12 protein-coding genes and 1 pseudogene are annotated in these 12,461 nt (G+C 46.6%); all 13 read left to right on the forward strand.

Annotation, left to right across the window (positions count from 1 at the left end):
- The coding region (locus HEN21_RS21765; protein ID WP_207106164.1) for a phage tail tip fiber protein at positions 1-3,355 on the forward strand (3,355 nt) is incomplete at its 5' end.
- Positions 3,356-3,447: 92 nt separating this feature from the next.
- Complete coding sequence (locus tag HEN21_RS23210) at positions 3,448-6,975, forward strand: phage tail protein (protein WP_228968002.1); 3,528 nt, start codon at positions 3,448-3,450, stop codon at positions 6,973-6,975.
- 90 nt (positions 6,976-7,065) lie between these two features.
- On the forward strand, positions 7,066-7,320 hold the full coding sequence (locus tag HEN21_RS21775) for a hypothetical protein (RefSeq protein WP_048959172.1): 255 nt from the start codon (positions 7,066-7,068) through the stop codon (positions 7,318-7,320).
- A 41-nt stretch (positions 7,321-7,361) separates the two neighbouring features.
- Positions 7,362-7,928, forward strand: a complete 567-nt coding sequence (locus HEN21_RS21780; RefSeq protein ID WP_225088409.1) for a hypothetical protein — start codon at positions 7,362-7,364, stop codon at positions 7,926-7,928.
- Positions 7,929-7,938: 10 nt separating this feature from the next.
- On the forward strand, positions 7,939-8,169 hold the full coding sequence (gene cor / locus HEN21_RS23640; RefSeq protein WP_033803601.1) for a phage exclusion lipoprotein Cor: 231 nt from the start codon (positions 7,939-7,941) through the stop codon (positions 8,167-8,169).
- 81 nt (positions 8,170-8,250) lie between these two features.
- Positions 8,251-8,574, forward strand: a complete 324-nt coding sequence (locus HEN21_RS21785) for a hypothetical protein (RefSeq protein WP_001717323.1) — start codon at positions 8,251-8,253, stop codon at positions 8,572-8,574.
- Positions 8,575-8,587: 13 nt separating this feature from the next.
- The gene (locus HEN21_RS21790; RefSeq protein ID WP_000856758.1) at positions 8,588-9,280 is read left to right on the forward strand and encodes a membrane protein; all 693 of its coding nucleotides are present in this window, start codon (positions 8,588-8,590) and stop codon (positions 9,278-9,280) included.
- A gap of 1 nt (position 9,281) precedes the next feature.
- Entirely contained in the window at positions 9,282-9,533 is a 252-nt protein-coding gene (locus HEN21_RS21795; protein WP_000901561.1) for a hypothetical protein, read from the forward strand.
- 372 nt (positions 9,534-9,905) lie between these two features.
- Entirely contained in the window at positions 9,906-10,289 is a 384-nt protein-coding gene (locus tag HEN21_RS21800) for a hypothetical protein (RefSeq protein ID WP_000931257.1), read from the forward strand.
- The gene (locus HEN21_RS21805) at positions 10,274-11,026 is read left to right on the forward strand and encodes a hypothetical protein (RefSeq protein WP_001717321.1); all 753 of its coding nucleotides are present in this window, start codon (positions 10,274-10,276) and stop codon (positions 11,024-11,026) included. Before HEN21_RS21800 ends, HEN21_RS21805 begins: the two co-directional genes overlap by 16 nt.
- A gap of 176 nt (positions 11,027-11,202) precedes the next feature.
- Complete coding sequence (locus HEN21_RS21810; protein WP_000161229.1) at positions 11,203-11,871, forward strand: AAA family ATPase; 669 nt, start codon at positions 11,203-11,205, stop codon at positions 11,869-11,871.
- Positions 11,872-11,876: 5 nt separating this feature from the next.
- On the forward strand, positions 11,877-12,230 hold the full coding sequence (locus tag HEN21_RS21815; RefSeq protein WP_160378290.1) for a hypothetical protein: 354 nt from the start codon (positions 11,877-11,879) through the stop codon (positions 12,228-12,230).
- Between the two features lie 51 nt (positions 12,231-12,281).
- A pseudogene (locus HEN21_RS22895) lies at positions 12,282-12,461 on the forward strand (P-loop NTPase fold protein); the annotation flags it as partial.

A 12,461-nucleotide genomic window follows, 5' to 3' on the forward strand; every position in this document is an offset into this window, starting at 1 on the left:
CCCTGGATCTGATTTCAGGCGTTGGGTGTGGATCACTATTGCACCGTTCGTGACATATACCGCCAGAATGGAGTCGGATGTAATTACATTTACTGCCGGCTTAGACGCCTCATTTCTGATGCCCGGTGAAACCGTTCTGATTCAGAACAAATATCGTGCAGGTAAACGTAACTCCGGTCGAATTATGGAGTTTACCAAAAACAGCATCACTCTCGATGCGCCTGTGTCGTTAGCTAAAAGCGGCAGCTTTATTCGGATATTGAATCAGGAAGGCAAAATCGTTGAACGCGATGTTCTTGAAACTGGCGAAAACATAACAAAGGTTACGTTTTCAAAAGCTCTGTCGTCAGCGGAAACGCCTGTTTTGAACGGTGTCTGGACAATTACAGAACCAGATCTCGAACCTATGCGCGTTCGCATCGTTAACATCGCTCAGGGGGAAACGTCGGGTAGCTTTGACATCACCGCTGTTGAAAACAATCCGTCTAAATATGAGGCGATCGACAATGGTGCAACGCTTATCCCGCAGAATACGACGGTATTGGACCCGACTTACTCCAAGCCGTCTAATTTGCAAATCACTGAAGGGACTTACCTCTCAAGCCCGGGCAACCTGTCGGTAAAACTGACTGCAACATGGGAAGGGAAATCTCCAGAGTATTGGATCAGTTGGCGACGTTCTGATGAAAACAATGTATCGAACTGGCAATCGGCGCGTGTAACCGAAGAGCAATACGAAATCGTTAATGTCGCGGAGAATGGACGCTACGACTTCCAGCTGTATGCGGTTTCATTCAACGGTAAAAAAACAGAGATTATCAGTACCGTTTATCAGGTGTTGGGCACAATGACACCGCCGGATGCCCCAACGTCATTAACGGCCGTTGGAGACTATCGTAATGTGATACTGAATTGGGTTAATCCAGATTCGGTAGACCTTGATCACATTAATGTTTACGCATCCCAGACCAACAATCTGGATACGGCGAAACTGATCGCAGAGTCTGCAAGCACCACCTTTACACATGCTGGTCTTGGGGATAGCGAAACGTGGTATTACTGGGTTCGAGCATCGAACAAGCGAGGTATGTTAAGTCCTCCGAACTCAAACTTGGGTACAGAGGCGACAACTCGCGATGTACTGTCGTTCCTGACTGGCAAAATTACATCTTCCGAGCTTGGTCAGGCTCTGCTTGAGGACATCAACAGCAAAGCCTCTCAAGAAGCAGTTGACGAGTTAAATGAGCATATTAACCAGAGCGTCGAATCTTTGGAGGGGTCGGTAAACGACGTTAAGGAAGATATAGCTGAATTAGATAAGCAGTTCAGCGATAACCTCGCGGATTTTGAAATAAAATTCAACGAGCGTAGCGATGCTTTGGAGAGCGCGCAAACCGAGCTTAAAGGTGAGGTTTCGGCAACGATCGACAAGGTCAATGAAGCGTTTGAAAAAATTGATGCTACTGATGCTGCAATTGTTGAAATCGAAAATACCGTATCGGAACACGATAAAGCACTCGCCAATACAGTCGAAGCAATAAAGGCTGCAAGAGACGAAGCGGCGGCTCTTATTGCTAAGGAAAGCGAGGCTCGTGTAGAAGGTGATGCCGCAAACGCTAAACAACTGGAAGTGTTGCAGTCGACGGTAGAGGAAAGTTCCGCAGCCGTTGAAGAAATGAAAAAGACGGTTGCAGAGGTCGATCGTGCCAGTGCAGAACTGACTACGAACATTGAGGCGTTAGCCAAAACAAATATTGACTTGGCTCTTCGTCAAGATGAAGACCAGCACAAGCAGATGGTTAATAACGCGAAGATCGCAACAACACAGAAAACCTTTGCTGATGATATGTCTGCAATGGCCACGAAGGTTGAGGAAATTCGCGTAGAAATTGGCGAAGACATTAAGGCCAGTATTCTGGAAGAGTCCACCGCTCGTGCCGATGGCGATGAAGCGTTGGCAAAGCGTGTCACTCAGCTGCAATCTAAGTTTGAAGGAGATATCAGCGCGGCGATTAGTACAGAGCAGGAGGCTCGTACATCTGCCGATGAAGCTCTGACGACACAGATCACTCAGCTTGAGTCGAAAGTAAGCAACGATATCGTCGCAGCTATTAAGGAAGAGCAAGAAGCCCGAGCAACGGAAGATTCGGCTCTGGCAAGTCAGATCACCCAACTTCAGGCAAAGGTTGATGATGATATTTCTGCTGCAATACGTAGTGAGCAGGAGGCTCGAGCAAGCGGGGACTCTGCGTTAGCCAAACAAATAAACCAGCTTCAGTCAAAGGTTGACGGTGATATATCCGCTGCCATCACTCAGGAGCAGGAGGCCAGAGCAAGTGCTGACCAGGCGCTCTCACGAGAAATTAACAGCCTGCGAGCACAGACCGGAACTGATATTGCCGCAGCGGTTGCTGTAGAGACAAAGGCAAGGACTGATGCCGATAGTGCATTGTCCACTCAGATTACGTCTCTTACAGCAAAAGCTAATGATCTCGAGGCATCTCTTGCCAGAGAAACAACGGCTCGTGCAGATGGTGATACCGCTTTAACAAAAGAGGTTTCAAGTTTAAAAGCACAGACTGCGAAAGATATTAGTGCGGCCGTTGCAGTTGAAACGCAGGCTCGAACTGATGCTGACTCGGCGTTGTCATCTCAGATCACCAAGCTGACCTCTCAATACAAAGAGGATATTAAAGCGGCTGTAGCAACCGAAACGAAAACGCGTACAGAGCAAGATGCGGCACTGGCGACTCAAATCACAAACTTAGAGTCTCAAACAGCAGCCAACATTTCTGCGGCGGTCACAGCTGAAACGACAGCGAGAACGCAGGCAGATAATGCTCTAAGTGGGCGAATCGATACTCTGAAAGCAGAGGTGGATGGAAATACCGCGACAATTCAACAGCAGGCAACAGCCATTGCTGATACCAACAAAAAAGTCTCAACCGCGTGGACGTTGAAAATGGAGACTTCAACGAGCGGAGGGCAGAAGTATGTTGCCGGTATTGCGCTTGGTATCGACACCACCGGTCTTTCTCAGTTTTTGGTGCAGGCGGACAGATTTGGTTTGGTCAACTCTGTTAACGGGAAGATCACCACGCCATTTGTTATCGAAAACAGTATCGCCTATATGAATGGTGCGTATATCAAAGATGGCACAATCACCAATGCAAAAGTAGGCGATCTGCAATCTACCAATTTTGTTAGCGGTAGATCTGGATGGCGGTTTGGCAAAAATGGAACGCTTGAGATCAACGGTAATAGCGGAGGTAATGGGCGACTGGTCATAAATGGTCAGCGGATTGACGTTTATGACGATAACAACGTCCTACGAGTAAGAATTGGCCTTCTGTGATGTAGAAAAAAATATTTACATCGGTAAAAATAAGTAGGTACTTACTTTATGGTGGGCAAGGATAGCCCACCAAATCAAGGAGCATATTCAACATGTGGTACAGGGAAGGTACTATCACATTTACACAGGGTAGCAATACTCTGGTTGGGGTTGGGACAGCCTGGAACGTAACAGCTAATGGTGTGTTGCCGGGCATGATCGTCATTGGTCCCGACAATAAGCTGTATGAGATCAAGCGCGTAACAAGCGATACGAATATTGTTCTCTCAGAACCTTATACCGGCGAAACTCAGTCTGAAGTTCCGTGCCGAATCATTACGACCTATGAAGGCGACTTAACACAGTTTAGCGCGCGCTTTACTGCGCTAATGTCGCGTATGTCGGCTGATTCCAAGTCCATGCGCAGTTGGTTGACTGCTCTGGATGAGGTGACAATCGAGCGTGAAGACGGTACAGAAGTGACCGTTAAGCCGCTAATGCAGATCGTCAACGAGCACAACGAAAACGTTGAGTGGTATAAAAATAACACCGACGCGATTGACGCTGCTGGCGACAAAGCTCGTGAGGCGGCGGCCAGTGCTGCCGCAGCAGCAGAAAGCGCCAATACCGCTGGAGAAAAAGCCTCTCAAGCGTCTCAAAGTGCATCCGCTGCGGCTTCCTCACAAAGTGCTGCAAGTGCGAGTGCAACTGCTGCGAAAAAATCTGAAACGAACGCAGAAGCCGCAAAAGAAGCGGCAGCAGAATCAGCGTCTGTAGCATCGACCAAAGCATCGGAGGCTGCAACATCTGCGTCCAGTGCCTCTGCATCTAAGGATGCAGCCAAAGCATCAGAGACTAACGCTTCATCGAGTGCAAACGCGGCGGCATCATCGGCAACAGAAGCTGCAAATTCGTCTAAGGCAGCAAAAACGTCAGAGACAAACGCAAAAGCATCTGAAACGGCAGCCGAACAGAGTGCATCGTCTGCAAACAGTTCGAAATCTGCGGCAGAAGCGTCAGCCAGCGCAGCCTCAGCAAGTGCGGATAGTGCTTCATCGAGTGCAACTGCGGCAGGAAGATCTGCGGAAAGCGCGTCTTCATCCGCGACAACAGCTACCACAAAAGCGACAGAGGCGACGAGTCAGGCTACAGCTGCTAAAAATTCAGCATCGGCAGCAAAAACCTCTGAAACAAATGCAAAGGCCTCAGAAGACAATGCTGCTTCCTCTAAGACGGCAGCTGCTGAATCTGCAAGTTCTGCGTCTGCATCAGCCACCTCGGCATCCGCTTCAAAAGATGAGGCGACCAAGCAGGCATCAGCAGCGAAGGGTAGTGCTTCAACGGCATCCACAAAGGCAACAGAGGCGGCAGGCAGTGCGACGGCTGCATCTCAGAGCAAAACTGCTGCCGAATCTGCTGCGACTCGTGCAGAAGCTGCTGCTGATCGTGCTGAAGAGATTGCCGGTGCAGTTGCGATGGAAGACGCAAGCCTTACAACTAAAGGTGTTGTGAAACTTAGTAGTGCGACAGATAGCACCAGTGAATCACTGGCTGCAACTCCAAAGGCAGTTAAAGCTGCGAATGACAATGCGAATAGCCGATTGGCGAAGAACCAGAATGGTGCTGATATACCAGGTAAGGATACCTTCACGAAAAATATTGGCGCTGGTCGAGCATTTGGAGGCTCTGTAAGCACAACAGCAGGAAACTGGACTACGGCACAGTTTGTCGAATGGTTGGACTCTCAAGGGGCGTTTAATCATCCGTACTGGATGTGTAAAGGCTCATGGTCGTATGGCAACAACAAAATCATTACTGATACTGGTTGTGGCGATATTCATCTTGCCGGGGCAGTAATTGAGGTAATGGGGATAAAGTCCGCAATGACGATCCGCGTTACCACACCAACAACATCTAGCGGTGGTGGTACTGCTAACGCTCAATTTACTTATATTAACCACGGGACAGATTATTCTCCAGGCTGGCGACGAGACTACAATACAAAATACAAACCTACGCCATCGGATATAGGTGCATTATCAACATCAGGAGGGACGGTTTCAGGTCCGTTGTCTGTTACTGGTGGATTAACTGGTTCATTGAATGGTAATGCGAGTACCGCCACGAAATTGCAGACTGCAAGAACTATCGGCGGCGTGGCCTTCGATGGATCTGCGAACATAAATTTGCCTGGTGTAAACACGGCAGGTAATCAGAGCACTACTGGTAATGCCGCAACCGCTACAAAACTTCAAACGGCAAGAACGATTGGTGGCGTTTCATTTAACGGAACTGCCAACATCGACTTGCCCGGAGTTAACAAAGCTGGCAATCAAAGCACCACAGGTAATGCTGCTACAGCTACAAAATTGCAGACAGCAAGAACCATCGGTGGTGTTAGCTTCGATGGCACTGCGAATATTAATTTGCCTGGTGTTAATGCTGCCGGTAATCAGAATACTACCGGTAACGCGGCCACAGCGACCAAGTTGCAAACTGCTAGAACTATTAACGGGGTGTCGTTTAACGGCTCTGCGAATATTTCGATACCAACAATTACGTCCAGAGGACGCGTTACTGCGCTCACAGGCACAACGCAAGGCGCTGCTACTGGATTGCAGATGTACGAGGCATATAACAACGGCTATCCTTCGACTTACGGGAATGTGCTTCATCTTAAGGGCGCAACGGCCGTTGGTGAAGGTGAGTTGTTCATAGGTTGGAGCGGTACAAGTGGTGCTCATGCACCTGTACATGTACGTTCGCGACGAGATACGGATACATCTAGTTGGTCTGAATGGGCGCAAGTTTATACGTCCAAAGACTCAATTCCAGGTGTCAATGCCACCGGTAATCAGAACACTACTGGCAACGCAGCCACTGCAACGAAGTTGCAAACTGCCAGAACAATTGGAGGTGTATCGTTTAATGGTACCGCCAATATTAACTTGCCGGGCGTCAATATAGCGGGTAATCAGAATACGACTGGTAACGCTGCTTCAGCCACGAAGTTACAAACGGCTCGTACTATTGGTGGTGTTAGTTTTAACGGTACAGCCAATATTAACTTACCTGGTGTGAATACGACCGGTAATCAGAACACTACTGGTAATGCTGCAACCGCCACAAAATTGCAGACAGCAAGGAAAATTGCTGGTGTGGCGTTTGATGGCTCTGCCGATATAACTTTGACTGCGGCTAACCTTAATGCTTATACGAAAACAGAGGTAACAAACCTTCTCAGTTCCTATGTGAAGAGTAGTTCTCTTCCAAGCATGACTGTGCGAACTTCCTCTGTTTCTGGTGGGGATATGGGCATGAGTTTGTCCACATTCATTAGCCACCTTAAATCAAATGGGGCATTTAGCAAAAGTTATTGGATTGGCTTTGGCGATGCTATGGGATTCAATGCTGGCAGTATCAACAATATAACGGGATTTGGTGCTGTAGAATTAGCAGAATCTATAATCGAAGTTTTTAATCTACCTAACGGTGATTATACAATTCGTTTAACAACGTCACATAAAGCTGACTACGGTGGAGTGACAAACGCAATCCTCGTTTATCACTACCGTAGTAATAGAAGTCCGTCAGGTCAATGGCTGAAATTTGCCGGTACTGTTGGGGCAACAAGCAACTGATTTAGACATTATTTCTAATAAGGATAATTTATAAGATGGTTGTGAGGTCGATAAATATGGCCTCACAACCGCAGTTATAAGGATATATTTATGAGCTATGGTGCACAGGTTTGGTCGCCATCAAGACAGGAGATGGTCGATGCGTTGGCCCCTGTTTATTACCTCGATTATTTTACTCCCTCTGGTTCTGGAAGTAGAACATATGATGTTGAGGCGGGATTGGGAATCGACTATTACATAATGGACGTAACCAATGGGAAATACACAAGTCTTACGGTTTCTGGAAATACCATTTCATGGTCTGGAGCTAGTGGTAATTTAAACATATTGGTTTTTCAAAAATAATGTACGGAAGCAAGATATATCGATCTGACGGGAAGGTCTGGATGTCTCCTTCTTTGTCTCCTATCGTTTTTCAGAGAAAGCAGGTTGTTTCTTTATCCGGCGGGACAGAGTTTAACACCCAAATATCTCCAGATCGTTCACCGATGATTTTTGTTGCCTATTCGAAAGCTGTTTCATTAATAGCCAACAGAATAGTGCGTAACAACCAGGTGATTTACAGTTTCGGAGGTCAGGGTAGCGACTCTAGTGCCACGATATACGTATTTTCGAAAGGTATAGCCAAAAAAGAAACTTGGGGCATGAGTTTTTTCAATGCACAAGGGGAGGAAATCTATAATACGGCAAATATCCCACTTTCATTTACCTTTCTTAATAATACGGAGTGGAACAGCTCTGGAGGGCATGTTTTTGATTACCCACCAGCGATAATCCCAACATATGCGAATGTGTTCGCTGTTCCAGTACCGGGCGGAGCCATGACAATGGTTTATGGATATGCGGCATATGGAAATACTGTTAGCTCGATATTCGTAAACCAACTTAATGGCGGCCATAGTTTTAGCGTAAATGGCAGAGTACCGGTAATAAATAGAAATCTGTATAACTGATGAGTAAATGATGAAAAGATTATTTCTAACAATAGCTGTTGTTCTCTCTCTTACTGGCTGCCAGAAATTGCCGACACCTATATGTTATGGTGAGGCTATCATTGGTGGACAGGAGACAGTCATACCCATATATGCTGTTAAAAAAGTGAACGACTATACCTTATACAAAGCGGGTAGCATCTATAACTGGCGATGGGTTGGAGTAGGTGCTTTCTCATCAGTCCGTTGCAATGTTGAATGATAAGTAAGTACACACCTACAACAAGAAGGAGAAATGTGATATAAATCCGCCATCCCGATTTGACTTTTCACGGAGGAAAACATGTCGAACGAGATGGCGGGCGTTACAACAGAGCAAGTTGAGCGTATTGCCGCGATCGTTGCTCGGGAGGTTGTTGGCAAATTAGGCAAAGAGCTACGTGAAGAAATTGGCCAGGAGGTCAATGATCAGCTGAAAACCTACTTTGGTGATATGACCCCAGCGCAACATAGTATTCAACACTCCAACCTGGACAAGCTCCTTAACCGGTTAGATTCCATCTCCAGTGGGTTCTTTGGCGGCATTGTTTCTAAAATAACGTCGTTCATTATTACTGCACTGCTTTTGGGGTTAGCCGCGTATGGCGTAAAAAATGGACTGCAATAACAGGAGATCAAGGATGAAGACTCCGAGAGGCATTCGTAATAATAACCCCGGTAATCTTGATAAAGGATCACCGTGGCAAGGTCTGGTTGCGAATCCAGACGAACCGCGCTTTTGCACGTTTAAAGACCCTGTTTGGGGGATTCGTGCGCTGGCGGTGACTCTAATTACCTACCACGACAAACGTCGCGCAAAAGACGGCTCAAGTATCGATACCATTCGTGAAGTTATTGAACGCTGGGCACCGCCGAATGAAAACAATACTGACGCCTACATTAATGAGGTGTCTAAAGCCGTTGGTGTAACCGCAGACATGATCATCGATCTGCATGATTACGACATCCTTCGACCTTTGGTTGAGGCAATCATTCGCCACGAGAATGGTCGAGGTCCACTAAAAACGCTGAACACCTGGTATGCGGCAGAAGTTATTGAGGAAGGTCTGCGTCGAGCTGGCGTCGTTAAGCCGGTGAAAACCGTGAAGGCTGTTCCTGTAACTAAAGAAACCGCTGGCGCAACTGTTACAGCAGGTATTGGTCTGGCGCAGCTGGCCGATGTTATGCCGCAGGTTTCCGCTGCTATGGATAAAGCACAAGGTCATATCTCTAGCGGGGATACAGTACGCATCATCTTCGGTATTGCCACTATTGTTGTGGCTGGATTTATCGCCTGGTCGCAGGTAAGAAGACACCAGAAAGGGATGGTCTAATATGCTAGGCAGCCTGATGACAAAGCTAAAAGTTGCTTTGATTACGCTGGCTGCCGTTCTTTTCGTTCTTGTCGGCGCTTACACGATGGGCGGAAATGCGGCGCGACGAGCAATGGAAGAGAAGGCAAAACAGGAAGACAGAAAACGACTTCAAAGCACAGTGGATGTCAAAAATGAAACGGTTAATGAAGTGCGGCAAAAAGATGCCTCTGGTGTTCATCGCGAGCTGTTTGATAAATGGGTGCGTGATTAAGACGCAGGCTCCAGGCGTGCTATTCTGCGATGCTGCAAATCCTATCTATGTGAGTAGAGAGGATTTTATGACTGAGGAAACGGAGCGACAGTTGCTTATCCACAATACGATAGGTGAAAGGCTGTGTGAGTGGGGGCACCTGAACTGAGTCGATGATTGATGAGTGGTCTCAGTTTACCTTTTATCCTAAAGATGGCATCTTCACTCATATACACGCCTGTTCACTCAAGCTCATGTTGAATCATTTAGTAATTTGATGTAGATTTATTAGGCATCCACGTAAGTGGGCACATACAGGCTACGCATCCTCGTAGCCTTCAACCCCGAGAGGGGTGCCGCAATGACACTTGTGTTAACGGCTAAGGTGGACACATGCTGAACGAGAAACGTTCTATACAAACTATTCGCGATTGCACGAGTATTATCGAGACTCATGTGCTGAATCAGCACAAGCTTGAAGTACGTAAGCTCAATAATGACGCTATTGAACCGGAAGACTCACGCTTCATCGTTACCTTCAAAGACGATGTTGAGCGCGCTGGTGCAAGCGTGAAGCCATTAGCTGAAGCAATTTACCTGAATGGTCGTGTTCGTTTTGTAGTCAAGCCAGCTAAACAGTACCCTGAGCTGTCTCGTTTTATCGAGGCTTTTTCGGAGGTTATTGAACATTCTATTCGCCGCTTCTTACGCAATCATGGTAGCATTGTCAGCACGGTTAAGGCTGATGATTCTGCTACAAAATGGCTCCTACACTAGATAGCGCATATTCAAAAGATCTAAGCGAGTTTCCTCATAAAGGGGAGACTCGTGTTGTTCGTTTTGGCTTTCTTATCAATGAAGCCTCCCTCTATAAAATCTCAGAAATTGAAATCATTGAACCAGAAGATGACATTTGCCTGTATGTCTCTATGGAACGTGTAGGTGCGCGCGACCAAGGCGACTTGAGCGAATTCATCTTAGATCGAGCGGATGAAGATGCCCCTGAAGAAGAGATTATCAAAGAGGTGCTCCAGTCCGGGCTTCTGGACGAAAACAAAAATACGATCGCTGGTAGGATAGCTCTGCGTGAATATAGTTTTGTTGAAGACGGTAATGAGATCGAATGTTACCAGGTAGCTGGTGTCGAAACTGTCAGAGAGCGTCGTCAGCGAGGATTGTGTCACCGTACCTATCTCTTTCTTCTTCATTGGTATGAGCATTTAGTCTGCGACGATACACAAACCATTCCTGGTGCTAAGATCTGGGCAGGGCCTCTCATGCGAACCGGCGATGTGCGTATATACAATGCCAAAACAGAAACGTTCGAGGATGTGTTAGGTGAGTACGGGATGGGGAAAGAAACCGGATTTTTGCCGTGGAACAGAGGATTGTTGCTTGATGCAGAGTTAAGCTCTTGGCTCCCAAACAAAGTGCAAGTTAACGTTCAGAAATTTATCGTACTTATCATCTCCCGCAAAACAAGAACTCCAGTAGGTTTATACCTAAAAGATTAAAAATCAGGCGACTTTGGTCGCCTTTTTTGTTAACAGCCATTGATTCTCGCCTAAAAATTCTAAGGCAGCACCTACCATTTAACCTTTACACCACAGCCGTAGGCATTTAGGCTATATCACATATAAGAAAACAAGTTGTTTCAGACGATAATTATATACGCAAAGGGAACTCTCCAATGACCAAGATCTTTGTGGTTGGCGGCACAAAGGGCGGGCCTGGCAAATCCACCGTTGCCCAGCAAATTGCCGTTTGCCTGAAAGTCAAAAAGAAGAAGAAGGTTTATATCACCGACATAGATATTCAGCGCACGACAACGAGCTGGTGTGAAGACCGTCGACAGAATGAAGATCTTGAGCTGATTCCTTTTGCATACGTTCAAGATGACATCATTAAGCACCTAAAATCGCTTCAGGGTAGAGCTGAGTATGTAGTGGTAGATGCTGGTGGCTTTGACTCCGAAATTCAGCGACAAGCGATGCTGATGGCCGACGTTATCATTATCCCGCTTCGTCCTAAGCGGCGTGATTTGAAATCTCTGCGTGACATCGATCCTATTATCGACAATGTTCGTAATGTAAACGATAAAGTGAAGGTCCGCGCGGTCATGAACCAGTGCCCGGCTTTGCCATCACAAGTGTCTCGCATTCTGGCGGCTAAAGAGATTGTCGAGACGTTTGGCATCGAGTCTGCGCCAGTCAATCTATATAACCGCAACGTCTACGATGATGCGGAAGAGTCTGGTCGTTCTATCTTCGAAATGACCGGTAGCGAGCGCGACAAAAAGGCGGAAGCCGAGTTTGAAGAATTTGTAGATTATCTGTTGAGTCTGGAGGAAGAAGAATAATGTCCATGAAAATGGGTGACCTAGCAAAGCGCAAAGAGCCTGATGCACCGGCCAAGAACACAACTCCTTTGCGCCAACCAGTCAGACCACAAGGACGCCCGACTCGTGGCAAAGAGAAAATTAAAAGTCGCACTATGTCACTGGAAGACGAATACTTCGAGCTTCTGGAAATGATGAAGTTTATCCCTCGCTTCGAGAAGTTCACCCGTTCTGACGTGATTCGCGCAGCCATTTTCCATCTGGCAGAGAAGTCACCGCAGGAAATCGAGGACATCGTGAAACTTAACGAGGCAATCACAGCTGCCGATGTCACGATGCGTACCGATGAAATTAAACGAGAGTTGATGAAGAAAGGTTGATTATATTGGGCGTTTGTTACGCCCAATATATGAATTAAAGGATTGATACTAATGGAATCGATAGAATCATTTCTAAAAAATTTTCTAGTTTCAGATCATCGGGTTGCCGTCATAAAAGGAGATTGGGGCGTTGGTAAAACTCATTATTGGAATAGTTTTTATACTAAGCATTCTGATGGATTAGATTTTAATGCATATTCGTATGTTTCTTTGTTTGGGGTTAATTCTATT

This window comes from Escherichia sp. 93.1518 (assembly GCF_013368915.2).
In the GTDB taxonomy this organism is placed as follows: domain Bacteria; phylum Pseudomonadota; class Gammaproteobacteria; order Enterobacterales; family Enterobacteriaceae; genus Escherichia; species Escherichia ruysiae.

Coding starts and splice junctions, on each gene's coding strand:
- HEN21_RS21815 (WP_160378290.1), top strand. CDS start 11,877: ATGAAAATGGGTGACCTAGCAAAGCGCAAAGAGCCTGATGCACCGGCC.
- HEN21_RS21785 (WP_001717323.1), top strand. CDS start 8,251: ATGTCGAACGAGATGGCGGGCGTTACAACAGAGCAAGTTGAGCGTATT.
- HEN21_RS21795 (WP_000901561.1), top strand. CDS start 9,282: ATGCTAGGCAGCCTGATGACAAAGCTAAAAGTTGCTTTGATTACGCTG.
- HEN21_RS21800 (WP_000931257.1), top strand. CDS start 9,906: ATGCTGAACGAGAAACGTTCTATACAAACTATTCGCGATTGCACGAGT.
- HEN21_RS21780 (WP_225088409.1), top strand. CDS start 7,362: ATGTCTCCTTCTTTGTCTCCTATCGTTTTTCAGAGAAAGCAGGTTGTT.
- HEN21_RS21775 (WP_048959172.1), top strand. CDS start 7,066: ATGAGCTATGGTGCACAGGTTTGGTCGCCATCAAGACAGGAGATGGTC.
- HEN21_RS21790 (WP_000856758.1), top strand. CDS start 8,588: ATGAAGACTCCGAGAGGCATTCGTAATAATAACCCCGGTAATCTTGAT.
- HEN21_RS21805 (WP_001717321.1), top strand. CDS start 10,274: ATGGCTCCTACACTAGATAGCGCATATTCAAAAGATCTAAGCGAGTTT.
- HEN21_RS21810 (WP_000161229.1), top strand. CDS start 11,203: ATGACCAAGATCTTTGTGGTTGGCGGCACAAAGGGCGGGCCTGGCAAA.
- HEN21_RS23210 (WP_228968002.1), top strand. CDS start 3,448: ATGTGGTACAGGGAAGGTACTATCACATTTACACAGGGTAGCAATACT.
- cor (WP_033803601.1), top strand. CDS start 7,939: ATGAAAAGATTATTTCTAACAATAGCTGTTGTTCTCTCTCTTACTGGC.